The organism is Actinoplanes sp. NPDC051343, from assembly GCF_044455125.1.
GTDB lineage: Bacteria > Actinomycetota > Actinomycetes > Mycobacteriales > Micromonosporaceae > Actinoplanes.
In genome coordinates, this window is the sequence record NZ_JBITEL010000012.1 from 145,855 (window position 1) to 163,681 (window position 17,827).

The following is a 17,827-nucleotide window of genomic DNA, read 5'->3' on the forward strand; positions in this document are numbered from 1 at the left end:
ACCGACATGGGTACGGGTGACGATGTGCACGTGATGGTTCTGGCCGGCGGCCTGTCCTACGAACGGGACGTGTCGCTGCGTTCCGGTCGCCGGGTCCTCGACGCGCTGCGCGGGGCCGGCCTGACCGCCGACATGCGCGACGCCGACGTCTCGCTCCTTCCGGCGCTGCAGGAAGATCCACCCGATGCGGTGGTGATCGCACTGCACGGGGCAACCGGGGAGGACGGATCGCTGCGCGGAGTGCTCGACCTGTGCGGCGTGCCGTACGTCGGCTGCGACGCGCGGGCATCCCGGCTGGCGTGGGACAAGCCGTCGGCAAAATCGATGCTCCGGGAGGCCGGCATCCCGACGCCGGACTGGGTGGCGCTGCCCCACGACCGGTTCTCCGAACTGGGCGCGGTGGCGGTCCTCGACCGCATCGTCGACCGGCTCGGCCTGCCGCTGATGGTCAAGCCGGCCCAGGGCGGTTCCGGCCTCGGGGCGGCGGTGGTGCGGGAAGACACCGACCTGCCGCCGGCGATGGTGGGCTGCTTCGCGTACGACTCGACCGCCCTGGTGGAGAAGTTCGTCCCCGGCATGGACGTGGCCGTCTCGATCGTCGACCTGGGCGCGGGCCCGACCGCCCTCCCGGCGGTCGAGATCGTGGCGCAGGACGGGGTGTACGACTACGCGGCCCGCTACACGGCCGGCCTGACGACGTGGCACACGCCGGCCCGGTTGTCACCGGAGGCTTCGGCCCGGGTAGCGGAAACGGCACTGGCGGCGCACAAGGCGCTGGGTCTGCGAGACCTGTCCCGGGTCGATCTGATCGTGCCGTCCGACGGGGCGCCCCAGGTGCTGGGCATCAACGTGTCGCCGGGGATGACGGAGACCTCGCTGCTGCCGCTGGCGGTGCAGGCGGCGGGGATGGACCTGGGGCAGATCTTGGTGCAGTTGGTTGAGCGGGCCGTTCAGAGGTCGTCCAACTAGCTCTTATCTGGAGAGGGCCGGACCGGCGTTGTCGGTCCGGCTCTCTGTTTGTCTAGCAGGCTTGCCTTATCAGCGGCCGTCTTGCCGCTAAGCGCACGGGACCGGTTCGACCAGGCGTGGAATCGATCCGGAGTGCTGACATCACGCCGTGTCCTGCTCGTGCGCGCTGCGTTTTGCACCCGCGAACATCATGCTCTCGGTTGGCGACGAGCTCACACCGTTTTGTCGAGGCGAGCCATCGGGCTCCCGGTGACGTCCGCCTCTCAACATCAAGTCGGCGTTGAACGCGCGTGCGAGCAATGAGCCGGACTACACCGCGCGCCCCGCCACCACGCATCGTGCTTTCGAGTCGATCCGGCTTCGGCTGTTGCACTCGCGCGAGGGCAAGCCGGTGCGAGGCGGTCAGCCGCAGGTGCCGATAGCGGTCGACTGTGCGACATCCCCGTGGGGCCAGTTACGGTCGGCGACTGGTGCCGGTGCGCCTCGCTTTGCGAGGCGTTGAATTAAGGCTGCGTGGATGTCGCCGTGCTCGCTGTGGTGGGCTCGTTGCCGTTGGGCGAATCCGGTGTCTGGGCGCCGCTCTCGGCCGCGATCGTCTGAGCCGGCTCGGCATTGCCGAGGTCGGTCGGCCTCTCGGCGGAATGCTCGGCCGGCGCCTCGACCGTGCTGCCGGCGAAAGTGATCGTGGAAGGTGACTCCCACTGAATGTGCGGCGGCTCCGCGATGGCCGTGCCGCCGAACTCGGCCAACCACGCCGCGACCATTGCCAGATTTTCCCGCCACTGGTGCTCGGGGATCACCGGCAGGATGTCGTCCCACAGCGAGAGGAACGTGCCTCGCAACTGCAGCCGGCCTTGCGGCCGGGCAAGAAACCACATATGCAGGTGCGCGGCGCCGTCGCCCCAGCGATTTACGTGTACGCGCGCGACACCGTCGAGCGACCGAATGGCTCGCTCGAGGCGGACCGTCATGACACCGAGCTCGGCCGCCAGAAGGTTCGGAAGGTCGCCCAAGTCAAGGTGTGAACGGCACTCGAGGATGAGGACCATCGGCAGCCCGGTCGGCCGGTCCATCGCACGGACGCGCCACCGCTCGCTCACCCAGATGTACGAATCGTCGGGCGTGCCGCAGGCGATGCAGTCGGCGGCGTCTTCCCCGCTCCGCGGCGGCTCGACCTCGACCGGAGCGGCGAGCGGTTTTACCCGCATGGCGCCCTCGAACGGGAAAGAGGGCCAGCGCACAAAGTCGGGCAACGGGGCGGTGTTCTCGGGCACGACGTGACCTTAGCCCAGGCCAGGAGGTACTGTCCCGGGTCAATTTTCCGCGATGGGGACAACGGTCGTTCAGCCGTTCGGGGGACTGCACGGGCGTCGATGGAGATCACCGTCTGTGGGCATCCTGGTACTGCCAAAGTTATCCACAGGGGTTATCCACAGGCAGCCCCGTTTCACGTGAAACGCGACGTCGCAGCGTTGCAGAGGCTGTGGATAGGCCCGTGCAGAGGGCACAGTCCATCGGCGTGGTTTCACGTGAAACGGCCCCCGACGCACCTTCTCAACAGGCGTTGCGCACAGGTTGTGGATAGCGGCTACCGCCCTTGTAACCGATCGGGTGGTTGCACGTGAAACAGTCCCCGCAAGCAACGGCGAGCCCTCCGCCTGTGGATAACCCGATGGGTATCCCTTAAGACCGACCCCGTCCGCCCGGAGCCCCGGAGCTCCGAGTGCACTCCTGAAGGGCGTTCCGTCACGGAGAGGCGTAACTGGCCCTTCAGTGTCGGCCCCGTACCAACTGCTCAGTGCGATCGTCTCGTCACAGCTCGGCCTCGCTTGGGATGTGGTTCGTTGACGCCAGCACCTGTCGTCCACAGGCTCGGAAAGGCGATCGTTTGCTCTGGGCGCCGACGTATCGCCGACTCCATCGACAAGCCAGGTCGGCACTGCGGCTCGCTCCGCCCTTCTAACTTTCGCGCGGCTGGTCGCTAGAACAGTTCTTCGTTGATCGCCTCAATCGCTTCGGCTATTAGCAGGCTGGCGGGCCGGTACCGGGGGGCCCGTCCCGGTCGGCCCGTCCCGGTCGGCCCGTCCTGACGAGCCGAGGCCGGTTGAGCGGCGGGCCGGAACTGCGAGGGAGGTGATCGATGACGGGATAGAACCGTTACCGGGCAGCCACGTTGGACTGGACGGCGGCAGTGGCTCTGGGGACTAGTGAACCGCCTGCTCCCGGCCTGGCTAATCAAGAGTCGGGTCGGCAGGCGGGGTCGGTCGTTCGGATCGGCCGGGGGGTTCAGTGATTTGGATCAGCAAAGCGGGCTCGCGGAACGGCTTAGGAAGTTCCGCTCAGAGACGTCGACTCAGGAGACTGAGCGCAGATCGCCGGGCTGGGCACGAATGAATACAACGGGTCGGGTCGAGCCGGCCCGCATGCCAACCCGTTCTGACTGCTGCGGCTGATCCGGTGGATGCCCGTTGCGCCAGGTCCCGGAGCCGACCGGGACTGGAACTGGATCTCGCGCAAGACGATGATCCAGGCCCGGCGGTTCTGATCGAACACGCGGCTCGTTTCCCCGACCAGGCCGGTTGGCTGCCAAGCCAGTTCGGTCGGGGCAGGCCCAGCTTGGATAGCCGCTCCACTGAAGAGGGCCCGGACGGACGGAAGGCAGTGAGGCAGACGGACTGGCGCGAAGGTGCCCCTAGGCTGGCCAAGCCGGCAAGCCGACTCGAGCTGATCGGGCTGACCATACTTCCCCGTACGATCCGGCACGCTTAAGCGACCTCAGTGGCCGCCGAGTCTACGAAGGCCATGCCACCCTGAAGACTCCACGGCCTGCGAATGATGGCACGAAGACCGTCGACTAAAGCTCCGCGCTCGGCGTGGCCGCGGCTAAGGGTCTCCGCTTCGAGTCCGGTCCGCAATGAAAGTGGCAACGTCGCCGGTGCTGGATCCGGACCTCGAAGCGCGTCTGAACCGCCGCAATTAGACCCAGCCGATTCCGGACACGCCGCTACCGCCGTGCGGTGCGGGACCGAGGACCGTCGCCAGATCCCGTCGGCCCGGAACGGAGATTGAATAGGAAGCACTCGCTCATTCGGATCACAGTCGTCTGCAGGTCGAGTCAAGTGGGAGCCGGCTGCCCAGTCACCGCGGAGACGAGTTCCAGGCCGGCCGACGAGACCCGGGCCGACGTGGGCTGCACCCCGCTAACCGAACCCGGTCAGCGTCGCGGCCGGCGGCAGCGAAGTGCTCCGGCCCGCAGTGCGCTTGCGCCTACATGTAGCCCCCGCGACACCCAACCGGGCGACCACCCGGAGGCCACCGACCGCGCAGTCATCTACGTCCCCGACTCAATGAGGCCAAGCAAATTCCAAGATCTTCGCGGTTTCGCCGCAGCGCTAACAAGACCTCAGTCCTAGCGCGATCTCCGATCGGTCGGCCTCCGATGGAGTCGACCGATGTTTCAGAGCCAGGGCGGCGGCGAGGAATGCCCACAGCTTGGTCATGCCCCGACAACTTGAGCCCCAGGCAAATCGTCCCTGCGACTTCCCGCAGCCACGCCGCCGAGCGTTGGCGGACCGAACCATGCCGCGCGTGGCCATCAGCACTCGATCGCTACGGCCAGGCAATGAGCTCCTCACCCCACGACGATCTCTTCGCGATACCCGAAGCCCTCGGATCTGTCGTTCCCTCGCTCGTCAAGGGCACGGTCCATCGGCCAGGCATTCTCGGCCTCCCACGTCATCCGCTCGGCACGCTATTCGTAGACCTCCAAGGCAGCCGCAGCCGGCCTGCTGGCCGGGAAGTGCATGCGGAGGCTCGGCCCGCTTCCGGAAGATTTGGCCGGCTCGGACTAGCGCCGCCTGCCCAGATGCACGGCTCCGAGATGACGCGTTCGAGTACGGCTGAGGCATGGCGGCTCCGCCACTGCTCCTAATCGAAGGTTCGCCCCTCGTCGCCCGAGACTTCATCCTCGCGCCCCTGTCCCAATGCACCGGCTCGCAACTCAGTCGAGTAGGCATGTGAGCAACTTCCTCGCCCACATGTTTGTGCCCGCGGCGACGACTGAGTCGCTGGGCGATCTCGTTGCTACGAGACGCCGTTCCCTCATGCCTTCGCTAGGGGGGTCTCGCCCGCGACATTGTGCGTGCTCGCCGTCCGGGCCGTGAGGTGCGACGTTTTTTGAGGTGAGCCCCATCGACGAGGCAACCGCCTCAACTGCGACCGTGCCGCTTCACCGGTCCATGCGAGCTAGCCCCGGGAGGATGTGTGCGCCGGGTTGGCCCTAGTCGGAGGGCCGTCGAGGTAGTCAACTAAACCGCAACGTTCGGCGCCGGATCGGACTGGCACCGCGCCTATCGGACTCGGCCCTCAACACCGATTCCGGCCACGACGCCAAAGCATGATCAGGCATGCCGGAGCATCTAGTCCTCCGCAAGCCCTCAGCCTCGCCTGCCGCGGCTGGCGAGGCCGGGAGAGAGGTGGACGCGGTTTCACGTGAAACGGGTTCTACCTGTCGCCCCGCGCCGGTCCGCTCCCGTCTTATTGCTGACCCGTCCGGGCCTTGCTTCCCCGCCGCTCTACGGTTGCGGCGACTGGAGCCCGTTCCTGTGCCAGCAGCAGTAAGGCCGCCCCCAAGAACTTCGGCTAGGACCGCGGCTGGCTTCACAACGATCGCCTGGTTCCGATCCAACTTGTCTCGCACGGTGCGCCAAGGGGGTAGCAAAGTTGGCTTCCAGATGGGATGCCGAAGACTGAAGTAGCTAACCCTGACCGTGGCGAACCGGGTTATCACCGACACCATGCTCCAGAGTCGCGTCGGCGCATACGGCCGATCTTTTGGACCATCGCTCGACCCTGAGTTGCATCCGGGCGTCCAGCGCAGTCGGCCGGTTCCAGCCGCCTGCCCTTTCGCCACCGACGGTGTGGCCCTCCTCAGACGCGCCGGTGAGCTGCCGCGTGCCTTTGTATGCGACGCGGATTGCGGCGCACGTCTTCAGCTGCGAGCGATCGGGTGCGCTCCTTGCGAACGGCTAAGTTTCACGTGAAACGCGTAAGCGGCTGAAGTCCGCTCATCATTCGATGACCCGACCCGACTCACGGGTGCGAGGAGCAAGTCGCTAGTCATTACAGAACGCCTTGCCGGGGCAGCCGCCTCGGCCCGTGCCATACGCTCTTCCGCGCGATGGCAGATCGAGGCCGCGGCGCTTTCGTGCGACGTGTAGGGCACGGCCTTGCTGGACATTCGCGCCCGCCCGGATCGCGTCTGCTGCTCGGTGGCATTGCGGCGCTTAGGCGGCCTTGCCACCTCGGTTGCGCCGGAAACTACGGCCCTGGATCAGGTCCGGGCTGACACGGCCCACATCTCAACTTCTTCGAGCTGCCACCGATCGACGCGGCCAAGGCCTCGACCGCCCCGACCTCGCTACCGGCACTTTGCCCAAGCGACGGAGGCTGGAAGCGTGGCCGGCTCCTTTGTTGCGCCACCAGCGCGCAAGGGTCTTGCCCGGCTGGCCCAAAACGCAACCTGAGTCGAATCCATTTGGAGAACGGCGCGGGCCGTCGTCGGAGGTGGAACCCACGAGCAGCTGATGCGTTCACAGCGGTTGAGCCGTCGACAGGACGTGCCATGGATGGCAGAGCTGGACGGTCCGAGAGGCCTGGGCCCAGCTTCACGTGCACCGTCATACGGAGATTAAAGCGGAGGGCAAGACAGCGGATTGAGCAAAGTGCGGCGCGCCACCGTCCCCGCGACTTGGTTCCCATCGTCGCTGCCATGAGGTTCCACTATCAACGGGTCGTCAGCTCGATGCCCGCGCGGTGACGGAGACGGTCGACCGCGTCCGTTCGCGACCCCAGGGTTGATGCCGCTCATGAGCCGGTGGACGCACAGCGTCTTGTCGGCTGATGTTTCACGTGAAACGGCTCCAGGCTACTCGCGATGGCCTTCGGCCACGCCGGATCCTGGTCTCGCCGGGCTGGCCCACGTCGGCGTCGCTTCATTGGTCCCTGGGCGCCCGCTCCGGCTGCTCCACTGCCTGACGCTGGAGCCCCGACGCAACAGTGACCGTCCGGATGAGCGCCATAGGGCCGCCCTTTAGACCTCAGCTTAAGAACCGGCTGCCGCAAGGTCCCCGCCGGGCGAATCCGAGCGATCCGGCGCTTCACGTGCGGACCTACCAGAGCGCGCAGGAGAGCCTCCTAGGTCCTGAGGCTTATCGGAGGCTCGAGGATTTTGTTCAGAGGGAGCTGCGCAGCGTCGAAGGCTATGGTCCTTCAGGTCGCCACGGCGTCACGGTCTCGGCTCGCCAAGCGCTGCGAGAGTTCGGTTTCACCTGAAACGGAAGTCAGCGCTGGACGGGCAGGGCGTCGGAGATCGGCCTCGACGGCTCCGGGCGATGCCGGGTCGGGCTCGCTCAACGAGCAGGGTGGCACCTCAAGGACTAGCGGGCAATGAAGCCTCGGGGTCGGCAGGGATGTGAATCGGCGGGCTTAGCGCTCACTGGGCGAGGTCGACCGGATGATCCATTCGACGCTTGGTGCAACCCTGCTCCACCGACAGAGCCATCCGATCAATGGGCAACTAGGGAACGGCCGCAGAGTTCCGATGGAGAAGCTCGGTGGGTGGGTACGGCCCTCCCGAACGATCAGCACTCGACCTACCGCGCTCTCCGACGCAGGTGCTGGACGCATGGCAAGCGGCGGGTCGTGGGGATACCACTGCGCCTGCGAGCCAGAGTTTCCTGATCATGCGTAGTCGCACAAGCCATCATCGGCTTAGCCTGTGCGCTCAGCTCCCACGCTCTAACGGCAGGACCACGGTTGCCCACCGGAGAAGGCCTGGGTCCTGTTCGACCGCCGTGCCGGCTCAAGACGAGTGGGAACGCCTCGGATCTCGTCGCTCCTCATCGCTCATTCAGCACGCACGCTTATGACTCGGCCGGTCCGCACGGCCGGGGTTCGCCTCGTTAACAGCGCCGGCCTCTTGCTCACGGGGACTCGTATCGGCGGGATAGAACGGCGCTTGCCGTGCCACTGTTTCACGTGAAACGGGGAGCGCGAGCGCTGCGGCAACCGCTAGGGCCGGAAGCCCACGCAGAAGGCCCCACGGCCGCGCCGGAACCGGACCGACTCAAGACCGCCCGGCTAAAGGCGGGCCAGTCATGCCCCGACTGTGCCGTCTACGCCTTCGCGGAGAAAGTCGGCATGGCCGTTGTGGCGGGCGTACTCGTGGATCAGGTGCAGCATGACGAAGCGCAGTGACACGTGCTCTTCCCAGCGGGGCTGGTAGCCGAGAACGTCCAGCGACTCGGCGTCGGCCTCGATCTGGCGAGAGCGCGCCACCTCTGCCTCCCACGCGCCGAACGCCTCGGAGCGCGTCGAGTTTGAGGCATCGTAGGCGGCCTGGAAGTCGAACTCGTCTGACCAGACCAAGGGGATGTCCTCGCCGGCGATGGCGCGGCGGAACCACGTCCGTTCGACCTCGGCCATGTGGCGAACTAAGCCCAAGAGCGTAAGGGTCGACGGTGGCATGGAGCGTTGGCGAAGCTGATCATCTGTTAGGCCCTCGCACTTCATCGCGAGGGTTGAGCGGTGGAAGTCGAGGTACACCCGTAACGTCTCGCGCTCGCTTGCGATCAGCGGAGGCTCAGGCCGTTCGACGCTCATATGGACTCCATCCTCGGCCGCTCCCTGGAACGGGACACAACAACGTCGGCAAACCATGGCCGCCGAAGGCAGGGTGTAGCCGCTTATCGCCGGCCGGCCTCCGGACAACAAACCAAGATTTTGCCATTAGAGCTGCATTGGTACCGGATCCCACGAACCGAGTCGCGTCAACGCCCAACGGCCATCAAGGACGCACCCGTCAGGAAGGAGAGCAGAGGAGCGCGCTGGCGAATGCACGTCGGCGATCATGAAGATGAGTCTGACCAGGTCCATGACAACCGGTGGGTACGAGGCGCTCAACACGCTCGCCCATTGAGCCGCCAATCCCCGTCGGCTGCGCTCGCCCAGCGCCCAGCGCCCAGCGCCCAATGCCCAGCGCATCTCAGCGTCGAAGCGCCGTACCGACCGAAACGATCACTGCGAGAGGGTCGAGCCACCAGCGCGACCACCGTCAGAACGACCACTGCCGACGACCACCGTCAGAACGACCACTGCCGACGACCATCGTCATACCGCTCACCGCCACCGCGTGCCACGGCCATAGCCCGTACCGCCAGCGTGCTGGCACCGACTGCGTGCCCGTAACGCCAGAGCGACTACCAGGAGCGGCCACCGGCAGACCACTCATCAACTGAAAGAGACAACGGAGCCGGCGCCACCAAGCATCCGAGACCCGCCTGAAAGCTGGAGGACTCAGCAATCGCGTCTCGGTGCGCGAGGCGGCCGTCCCGCGGTATCAACGACGAGGATGTGCGAGGCCTCCGAGCGGTGGGGACTCGATAGCCCCAACAACTCGAGCGTTGGCGCTAGCTCGAAAGGAAGACAGTCTCAAAGAACAACGTAGTACATGATAATCGAACGTTACTACATACGGACCAGGCGACATTGGAATGCAACCCTTACCAAACCCGCCGTCGACCACGAATGGATTCGAAGCTATCTATGAATGGCGCCCGAACCGCGGATCCGGTTCTGTCAGAGCCATTCTCCTGGGATTTCGGAACGGTGCATTTCTGGGAGGAAAGCCAATTCCGACGACCGATAAGTCCGATTTCTGAGACGGTTTCGCGACCAGGCCGGACCCGCACACACGAAAGGCACGTGACTCGTCACGTGCCTTTGGCTAACGGCTCCCAACCGTACGGAATCAGGCTGGCTCCGCTCCGGAGCCTTCCTCCTCGACGCCGATCATCCCAACGATCCGCTCCAGGTCGTCGACGGTGGCGAACTCAATCGTGATGCGACCCTTGTTCCGACCGATGTCAACCTTGACCCGAGTGTCGAAGCGATCCGACAGCCGCTCGGCCAGATCGTTGAGGGCCGGCGCATGCACCTTCGCCCGCCGCCGGGGCGCCGCCTTCTTGGCCGGAGCGCCGTCGGAGAGAGCGAGCGTCACTACCTCTTCGGTCGACCGCACCGAGAGTCCCTCGGCCACGATCCGCTCGGCGAGCTTGATCTGCGCGTCGGAATCGTCCAGGCCGAGCAGCGCCCGAGCGTGGCCGGCCGAGATCACTCCGGCGGCGACCCGGTTTTGCACCTGGCCCGGCAGCTTCAGCAGGCGGATGGTGTTGGAGATCTGCGGCCGGCTGCGGCCGATCCGCTTGGCGAGTTCCTCGTGCGAGACCCCGAATTCCTCAAGCAGCTGCTGGTAGGCAGCCGCCTCTTCGAGCGGGTTGAGGTTCGCACGGTGGATGTTCTCGAGGAGCGCGTCCCGGAGCATGTCGTCGTCGCGCGTCTCGCGCACGATCGCCGGGATGCTTTCGCGACCGATCGCCTGCGCGGCCCGCCATCGGCGCTCGCCCATGACGAGTTCGTATTTGCCGTCACCGGCATCTCGAACGACGATCGGCTGGAGGAAGCCGACCTCGCGGATCGACGTCTTCAGCTCCTCGAGCGCCTCTTCCTCGAAGACGTGTCGAGGCTGCTTGGCGTTCGGCTCGATCGAGGTAACCGGGATCTCGGCAAAGCGCGCGCCGGGAACCGGGGAGAGCTCGCCCTCCGGTGTCGCCGGCGCCGGGGGAGGCGCCGCAGCCGGGCCCGGCTGCACCGGCGCACCGGTGAACTGCGGAGGTGCCGGATGCTCGCTCGAAGGAACGGGCTCGGCGGCCGGCGCCGTGGGGATCAGCGCACCCAGGCCACGACCTAGGCCACCCCGCGGACGATTTTTCATGCCGTGCCTCCCGTGTTGACCCCACGCATCGCGATCTCCAGAGCGGCCTCAAAGTAGCTGGTCGCACCCCTAGATCCGGGATCGTAGGTCATCACGGACTGGCCGTAGCTGGGAGCCTCCGACACCCGCACATTGCGGGGGATCACCGCGTTGAGCACCTTCGTGCCGAAGTGGTTGCGCACATCCTGCTCGACGGCGTCCGCCAGCCGGGTACGCCGGTCGTACATGGTCAGCAAGATCGTGGATACGTCCAGCGTCGGGTTGAGGTGTTGGCGCACCAGGTTGATGTTGTTGATCAACTGGTTCAGGCCTTCCAGCGCGTAGTACTCGCACTGGATCGGAATCAGAACCTCCTGCGCCGCGCAGAGCGCGTTGACCGTCAGCAGCCCGAGCGACGGCGGGCAGTCGATGAAGACGTAGTCGAACTTCTCCGGATGCGCGTTGATCGCCCGAGCCAGTCGCGATTCCCGGGCCACCACCGAGACCAGCTCGATCTCCGCACCGGCGAGGTCGATGGTCGCGGGCACGCACCAGAGGTTCGGAATTCCCTCGACCGCCTGGGCCACCTCGGACAGCGGCACGTTGTCGATCAGGCAGTCGTAAACGTCAGGGATACCAGCATGGTGCGGCACGTTGAGGCCGGTCGAGGCGTTGCCCTGCGGGTCGAGGTCGACCACCAGAACTCGGTTGCCATGCAGCGCGAGCGCCACGGCAAGGTTCACTGTCGTGGTGGTCTTGCCGACCCCGCCCTTCTGGTTCGCGACGCAGAGCACCCTCGGGTGGTCCGGGCGCGGCATCGTAATTTCGCCGCTCGGGTTGAGGATCTGCACAGCTCGCAACGCTTCCATGGCTAGCGGCGGATCGTCTTCATCCTGGCTCGGCGTTTCACGTGAAACACCGGGATCGACGCCTAACGAGGTTGCTTCCGGGTTCATCGGGTCGGCGATGGCAGCCCCCGAAGTGGGCGCGACCGTCGCCGGAGCGGCCGAAACGGGCACCGGTATGGACGCCGCGGCCGGCGGACCGGAGCGCGGCGCGGGCGCCGACGGCTGCTGCCCCTCGTCAGGGCGCGGCCGAGGCTGCGGCGAGCCGTAGACCTGACCGGTCGACGACTCCGCGGCCTGCCCGTTGCCGATTCGGGGCTGCGGAACGCCCTGTTCGAAGGCGCCGGTAGCGCTGTTGAATCCGCCACCCACGCCGTCGACACCCACGTTCGGCATGCGATCGGGGCCAAGAGACGACTCGGTTTCACGTGAAACACCGTACTCATGCACCGTTTTATCCCTGGAAGCGACGAACGGATCGGGCGGCGACACGTGCGTTCCGGCAGGAGAAATCCGACCCGCACTATCGACGTCCGGCAAGCCTACGGCCGTCGGGCGAGCCTGACCATGGCCGGGCACCGGATGAGTCGGGTGCAACGTAGACGGACCCCCATCCGAGGGCTCCGCAAACACCATCACCCCCGGCACAAGCCGCAACGAAACCCCCGATCGACCCTCATCCTCATCCCCGCATACCCCATCAGAATCCCCCTCTTCACCTAAAACCCCCGCGGCCCGGGCACCCCCTTCCGCGGCGACAGGCGCCGCCGACACCGTTTCCCCCTTTTCCGTACGCGGTGACCCCGCCCCCAACCGCATGCTCTCCGCCCGGTCGCCCCCAATTTGGCCGCGTTCCGCACCGGGTCCGCCCGAAGACCGAGACCCGTCGCCAGGAGCAGCGTCGTCGTGGGAGGCACTGCCGCGCAGGGTCGACTGAGTGGGACCACCGGGCAGCGCACGCTCGTACGCGTAACTCGAAGAAGCCGGCCCGAAGGAATCACCCGACCGCACCGGCTCGGGGGCGGCGGCGCTCGGGGAGACTGCGCCTCGCAGCGGAGCCTTCGGTACACAACCCAGCGAAGGCGGCTCAGAGTCACCGCGAGGCGCAGCGTCTTGAGAAGCATCGCCACGCAAACCGCGCTCGCCCGCCCGGCCGGACAGCCCCGGCTGGGGAACACCGGTAGGCCGAGCACCAGTGCGCGCACGATCAGACCGATCCGACCCGGAACCACCGAGCCGAAGGCGGCCACCGCCATCGCCAGCTCGGCCACCCTCGATGCCCGCACTACCGACCCCGCCACGCTCGAGGCCAGCACCATCCGCGGCACCGCCCTCTGGACCCGTACCACCGACCCGGCCGCGCTTCAGGCTAGCGCCAGTCGCGGGGCCGCCCTCTCGACCCGCACCACCGGCCACGCCGCCTTCCGAGTCCGCACCACCAGCCGCGCCCCCCTCTGGACCCGCACCACCAGCCGCGCCCCCCTCTGGACCCGCACCACCACCCGCGCCCCCCTCTGGACCCGCACCACCACCCGCGCCCCCCTCTGGACCCGCACCACCACCCGCGCCGCCGTCTGAGCCCGCACCACCGGCCGCGCCGCCGATCACGCTCGCACCAGCAGCCGCGCCGCGCACTACGCCCGCACCGCCGGCCGGACCAACCTCCAAATCAGCGCCGCCAGCTCGGCCGCGCTGCATGCCGCCACCGCCCGCATGGCCGGCATGGCCGCGCCCCATGCCGCCACCATCAGCACGGCCCTCCTGTCGGTCGGCACTACCGACCGGGCCAACCTCCAAAACAGGACCAGCGGTCCGCCCGCCATCCGAGAGAGCACCAGACCCTGCCCTCACACCAGCGTCATCGGGGAGTGCGGAAGCGTCGATCGGCCGGCGCTTGGCAGGCTCGGAAACAGCGGTGGGGCCAGGTACTTCCGCGCCTCCTCGCCGTTCGGAAGCGCCTGGAGCCTCCTGCGGCCGGAAGCCGGAAGCCGTCCGCGGCCGGAAGATTGCCGTGACGCTCATCAGGCGGGAGATCGCTCCGCCGAGCGCCGACCCACGATCGGCATTGCCGCTGGGTCGATGGCCGGTCGAATCAGCTTCAGCCTGAACGCGCCGTCCGGATTCGGAACCCTCCCGAGAAGCCGGACCCCCGACCGGACGCCCGTCCATCAAGGTCCTTCCCTCGGCCGGCGAAGAGGGGGACGAGGATTTCGCCGCGCGAGGCAGGGGAGCGCGAGACGATCCTCCCGAACCGACGGCCTTCTTATTCGAGCCCCGCACGGCCGGTCCATCCGAGCTCAGCCCAGCATCCGCCGAGGAAGGCGAAGGCACGGACGAGGCCAACGACAAGGAAGCCGACGACGGCGACGAGGACGGCGAGGAAGCCGATCGCGACGGGGACGGCGCGGACGACGGCAACGACGACGGGGACGACGAGGAAGCCGATGGCGACGGGGACGGCGACGGGGAGGACCCCGGCAAAGACGAGGGTGGCAGCGACGACGACGGGGGCGACGACGACGTACCCCCAGGCCTCTCAGGACGCTGTGCTTTCGCGTTTCGCTTTCGCGCGCCGCCCCGCTTGGCCATTTATCCCCTCCGCGTTCCCCCTCGCCCGGAGTCGCGACCGCCGCGGCGTCCCGGGCGTGCCGCCCGGGTGGGCGGCTTCGGCCGTGACGGCACGACGTCCCGCACCTTGACGATCTCCACGACCGTTGCGGGCGGGTCGATGAGGCCCTCCCCGCAGGTGTGGACGACCGGCTCGGAGCCGCCCAGTTCGGCGACCGCGGCGCGGTGTTCCGTGACCTCGTCGGCGGCCGATGCGCCCTTCAGCGCCAGGAGCCGCCCGCCGACGTGGGCGAGCGGAAGGCACCAACCGGCGAGCCGGTCGAGCGCGGCGACCGCCCGTGCGGTGACGACGTCGGCGCCGGCGGGGGGCCCGTCGACGACGTCTTCGGCCCGGCCGCGGACGACCTGGACGGTCGCGTCGAGGCCGAGGGCGGTTACCGCTTCGGTCAGGAACGTGGTGCGTCGTGCCAGCGGCTCGACCAGGGTAATGCTGAGATCCGGACGGGCCACTGCCAGCACGATACCGGGCAAACCAGCACCGGAACCCACGTCTACGACAGAAGCGCCTTTAGGTATCATTTCGGCTATAACAGCGCAGTTGATCAGGTGACGTTCCCAGATTCGCGGTGCTTCCCGCGGGCCGATCAGTCCGCGCACAACCCCGTCGGTGACCAGCAACCGAGCAAAGTCACGAGCCAACCCGAGCCGCTCCCCGAACACGGAAGCCGCAACCGCCGCAAACTCCGACGGCGGCTCAGCCCCAACCGGCAAGTCAGCATCCGAGGCAAACGCCGTGGGAGGCGAGGAAGACGAGGAAGCGGAAGACGAGGAAGCGGAAGACGAAGGCGAGGAAGCGGAAGGCGCCGGCGACGAAGAGCGCGGGGAGGAAGGCCGCCGGCCAGGAAACGCCACCGGCCGCCGACCGATCCCGGAGCGGCCCGGAAACGACGACGGCCCGGGCGCAGAATCGCCCGAGCCGAAGTCGTCGCCCGCGCCGGAGCGTGGGTCACTCATGATCAGTCAGCCGCACGAACCACGATGCGACGGTTGGGCTCGACGCCCTCCGACTCGCTCTGCACGCCGGTGATCGCGTTGACCACGTCGTGCACGCACTTGCGCTCGAACGCCGACATCGGCTCGAGGCGTACCGGGTCGCCGTGCTCCTTGACCTTCTCGACCGCGTTGCGCGCGACCGCCGCCAGCTCCTTGCGCCGCGACGCCCGGTAGCCGCCGATGTCGAGCAGCAGCCGGCTCGGCGATCCGGTCGCCCGGAAGATCGCCAGGCGGGTCAGCTCCTGGAGCGCCTCCAGCGTGGCGCCGCGCTGGCCGACCAGCGGCTGCAGCCGGCCGCCGACGACCTCGACCATCGGCCGGCCCGCCGACACGAGCTCGTCGATGTCGCCGTCGTAGTCGAGGATGTCCAGCAGCCCCTCCACGTAGTCGGCGGCGATTTCGCTCTGCCGGAACAGGTCACTGTCCGAGGCGACAGTCTCCGTCTTCTTGGTCTCTTCGGCGCCCGCCGGCGTGCTCTCGGGAGCGGAAGTCGCCTCGGCAACCGAAGAATCGGGAGTGCTGGTGTCGGTCACGGTCTCATCTCCGTACTCAATCGGGCCGGACCTGCTCGGTCCGCTGTTTCCCGCCCTGGACGCTGTCCGTTCGCCCGGCGCGGGGAGGTCTCGGCAAGGGGAGCGCTCGGACGCCCGAAGGCGTCCGAGCCGCGATCATCCCTTGGGTTTGCTCGCCGGTCGGGCGCCCTTCTTGGGATTCACCGGTTTGGCACCGGGTTTGGGCGCCAGCGCCTTGGTTTCGACCGCCGGAACCTCCGGCTCCTGGATTGCGGCCGCCTTGCGACCGAAGAGGCCGCCGGTGCGGGGCGGCTGAACCGGGGTGTTCTTGGCCGAGCCGTTGGCGCCGGGCTTGGCCGGGGCGGCCGCCGGGCGCAGGGGCGCCGACGGGTTCGCCCGGCCGGCCACCTGCGGCGGCGGGAACTTGCGGAGCACCCACTGCTGCTGGCTCAGCGTGAACAGGTTGTTGGTAACCCAGTAAATGATCACACCGATCGGGAACAGCGAACCGGAGACGAGCAGGGACAGCGGGATGCCGTACAGCATCAACCGCTGGATCATCTTCTGCTGCGGGTCTTCCGCCCAGCCGGTCTTGAGGATCATCTGACGGCTGGTGGCGTACGTGGTCACCATCATGATCAGCACCAGCACCGCGGCGAGGATCTTGACGTGGGTGCCGTTGGCGCCGAGGCTCGCCAGCTGGGCGGGGCTGGAGCCGAACTGGGACGGCAGCGGGACACCGAACAGGTGAGCTTGGGTGGCGCTCTCGAACTGCGCCTCACTCCACCCGTACAGCGTGGCGTTACGGCCCGGCACCAGGTGCCGCAGGGTGTGGAAGAGACCGATGAAGACCGGAATCTGCAGGACCATCGGGAGGCAGCCCATGAGCGGGTTGGCCTTCTCGGTCTTGTAGAGCTCCATCATTTCTTTCTGGAGCGTCTCGCGGTCACCCTTGTGCTTGTTCTGCAGTTCCTTGATCTTCGGCTGGAGCGACTGCATCGCCCGCTGCGACTTGATCTGCTTGACGAAGACCGGGAACAGGATGACGCGCAGCGTCACCACCAGGAAGATGATGGCGAGCACCCAGGACCAGTTGGTCCCGAGGACCTTGTCGTCCGGGATCCCGATGGCGTCCCACAATGCGTGCCAGCGCAGGAGGATCCACGAGATCGCCGTGTAGATCCAGTCGAGACTCAATTCAAGCTCCAGTCACATCAACAGGACGGTGACGGATCGGGTCAGGGACCGGGTCGTACCCGCCAGGGTGGAAGGGGTGACAGCGCAGCAGACGACGCACCGCAAGACCCAACCCCCGCAGCGCGCCGTGCCGCGCGATCGCCTCCTCGGCGTACGCGCTGCACGAGGGATAGAACCGGCAGCGGGCCGGCAGTGCCGGACTCACATAACGACGGTACGCGACGATCGGCGCGGTCAGCACGCGGGCAAGCAGGCTCATCGTTGCCGCCGGGGTCTGCGAGCCGCGGCCAGCGCCGCCTCAAGATCTTGCGACAGGGCCGGGAAGGTGGCCGTGGCCGCCGCGGGCAGGGCCCGGACCACCACCGTCGTGCCGTCGGGCAGCTCGGCGAGCAGCGGGCGGACCAGGTGCCGCAGGCGGCGACGGACCTTGTTACGGACCACCGCGTTGCCGACGGCCTTGGACACGACGAAGCCGGCGCGTGCCGTCATGGCCTGCGCCGGCTCCTCGAGAAGGAAATGAACGACCACTGCGCCCCGGCCTGCTCGGCGCCCACCGCGAATCGCTGCGGCGAAGTCCGCGCTACGCCGCAGTCTCTGCGCCGCGGCCAGCACGATTACCTGAGCATTCCGGGTCGGACTGCCGTCCGCTCAGGCGGACAGCTTGTCGCGACCCTTGCCCCGGCGAGCGGACAGGATGGCACGGCCGGCGCGGGTGCGCATGCGCAGCCGGAAACCGTGGGTCTTGGCACGCCGGCGGTTGTTCGGCTGGTAGGTGCGCTTGCTCACGTCAAAACTCCGTCTTCGTACTCATCCAGGGGGTGTTAAAGAAGCTGCAGGACGCCACTTTACCAGAGCGCACCGAGGCAACCGCT

Annotated in this window: 12 protein-coding genes; 2 read left to right on the forward strand and 10 right to left on the reverse strand. The window is 67.4% G+C overall.

Annotation, left to right across the window (positions count from 1 at the left end):
- Window positions 1–6 precede the first annotated feature (6 nt).
- Window positions 7–969: a D-alanine--D-alanine ligase gene (locus ACIA5C_RS34490; RefSeq protein ID WP_396062555.1), complete on the forward strand. Its 963-nt coding sequence runs from the start codon at window positions 7–9 to the stop codon at window positions 967–969.
- A gap of 503 nt (window positions 970–1,472) precedes the next feature.
- On the opposite strand, the gene ACIA5C_RS34495 is transcribed toward ACIA5C_RS34490, so the two are convergent.
- The 4 genes from ACIA5C_RS34495 to ACIA5C_RS34510 form a co-directional block, all read right to left on the reverse strand.
- A complete protein-coding gene (locus ACIA5C_RS34495; protein ID WP_396062902.1) occupies window positions 1,473–2,222 on the reverse strand; it encodes a hypothetical protein in 750 nt (249 codons plus the stop codon).
- 5,902 nt (window positions 2,223–8,124) lie between these two features.
- Window positions 8,125–8,631 (reverse strand): DinB family protein, encoded by a 507-nt coding sequence (locus ACIA5C_RS34500; RefSeq protein WP_396062557.1) that lies wholly within the window; start codon window positions 8,629–8,631, stop codon window positions 8,125–8,127.
- A 1,147-nt stretch (window positions 8,632–9,778) separates the two neighbouring features.
- The gene (locus ACIA5C_RS34505; RefSeq protein WP_396062559.1) at window positions 9,779–10,801 is read right to left on the reverse strand and encodes a ParB/RepB/Spo0J family partition protein; all 1,023 of its coding nucleotides are present in this window, start codon (window positions 10,799–10,801) and stop codon (window positions 9,779–9,781) included.
- Window positions 10,798–12,075: an AAA family ATPase gene (locus ACIA5C_RS34510; RefSeq protein WP_396062561.1), complete on the reverse strand. Its 1,278-nt coding sequence runs from the start codon at window positions 12,073–12,075 to the stop codon at window positions 10,798–10,800. Before ACIA5C_RS34510 ends, ACIA5C_RS34505 begins: the two co-directional genes overlap by 4 nt.
- 663 nt (window positions 12,076–12,738) lie before the next feature.
- On the opposite strand from ACIA5C_RS34510, the gene ACIA5C_RS34515 reads away from it, so the two are divergent.
- Window positions 12,739–13,203, forward strand: coding sequence for a hypothetical protein (locus tag ACIA5C_RS34515; RefSeq protein ID WP_396062563.1), 465 nt, complete (start codon window positions 12,739–12,741; stop codon window positions 13,201–13,203).
- A gap of 1,011 nt (window positions 13,204–14,214) precedes the next feature.
- Here the strand turns inward: ACIA5C_RS34515 and rsmG are convergent.
- From rsmG to rpmH, 6 genes are all read right to left on the reverse strand, one after another.
- Window positions 14,215–14,964: a 16S rRNA (guanine(527)-N(7))-methyltransferase RsmG gene (rsmG, locus tag ACIA5C_RS34520; protein ID WP_396062565.1), complete on the reverse strand. Its 750-nt coding sequence runs from the start codon at window positions 14,962–14,964 to the stop codon at window positions 14,215–14,217.
- A 245-nt stretch (window positions 14,965–15,209) separates the two neighbouring features.
- Window positions 15,210–15,779, reverse strand: coding sequence for a protein jag (locus tag ACIA5C_RS34525; protein ID WP_396062567.1), 570 nt, complete (start codon window positions 15,777–15,779; stop codon window positions 15,210–15,212).
- A gap of 135 nt (window positions 15,780–15,914) precedes the next feature.
- The gene (yidC, locus tag ACIA5C_RS34530; protein ID WP_396062569.1) at window positions 15,915–16,955 is read right to left on the reverse strand and encodes a membrane protein insertase YidC; all 1,041 of its coding nucleotides are present in this window, start codon (window positions 16,953–16,955) and stop codon (window positions 15,915–15,917) included.
- A gap of 1 nt (window position 16,956) precedes the next feature.
- Window positions 16,957–17,214 carry a membrane protein insertion efficiency factor YidD gene (yidD, locus tag ACIA5C_RS34535; RefSeq protein WP_396062571.1) on the reverse strand — a complete coding sequence of 86 codons (258 nt, stop codon included), beginning with the start codon at window positions 17,212–17,214 and terminating at the stop codon, window positions 16,957–16,959.
- Window positions 17,211–17,567, reverse strand: a complete 357-nt coding sequence (rnpA, locus tag ACIA5C_RS34540; protein WP_396062573.1) for a ribonuclease P protein component — start codon at window positions 17,565–17,567, stop codon at window positions 17,211–17,213. Before rnpA ends, yidD begins: the two co-directional genes overlap by 4 nt.
- A gap of 36 nt (window positions 17,568–17,603) precedes the next feature.
- Window positions 17,604–17,741 (reverse strand): 50S ribosomal protein L34, encoded by a 138-nt coding sequence (gene rpmH, locus ACIA5C_RS34545; protein WP_014695313.1) that lies wholly within the window; start codon window positions 17,739–17,741, stop codon window positions 17,604–17,606.
- Window positions 17,742–17,827: the final 86 nt, after the last annotated feature.

Coding starts and splice junctions, on each gene's coding strand:
- ACIA5C_RS34505 (WP_396062559.1), bottom strand. CDS start 10,801: ATGAAAAATCGTCCGCGGGGTGGCCTAGGTCGTGGCCTGGGTGCGCTG.
- ACIA5C_RS34490 (WP_396062555.1), top strand. CDS start 7: ATGGGTACGGGTGACGATGTGCACGTGATGGTTCTGGCCGGCGGCCTG.
- ACIA5C_RS34500 (WP_396062557.1), bottom strand. CDS start 8,631: ATGAGCGTCGAACGGCCTGAGCCTCCGCTGATCGCAAGCGAGCGCGAG.
- yidD (WP_396062571.1), bottom strand. CDS start 17,214: ATGAGCCTGCTTGCCCGCGTGCTGACCGCGCCGATCGTCGCGTACCGT.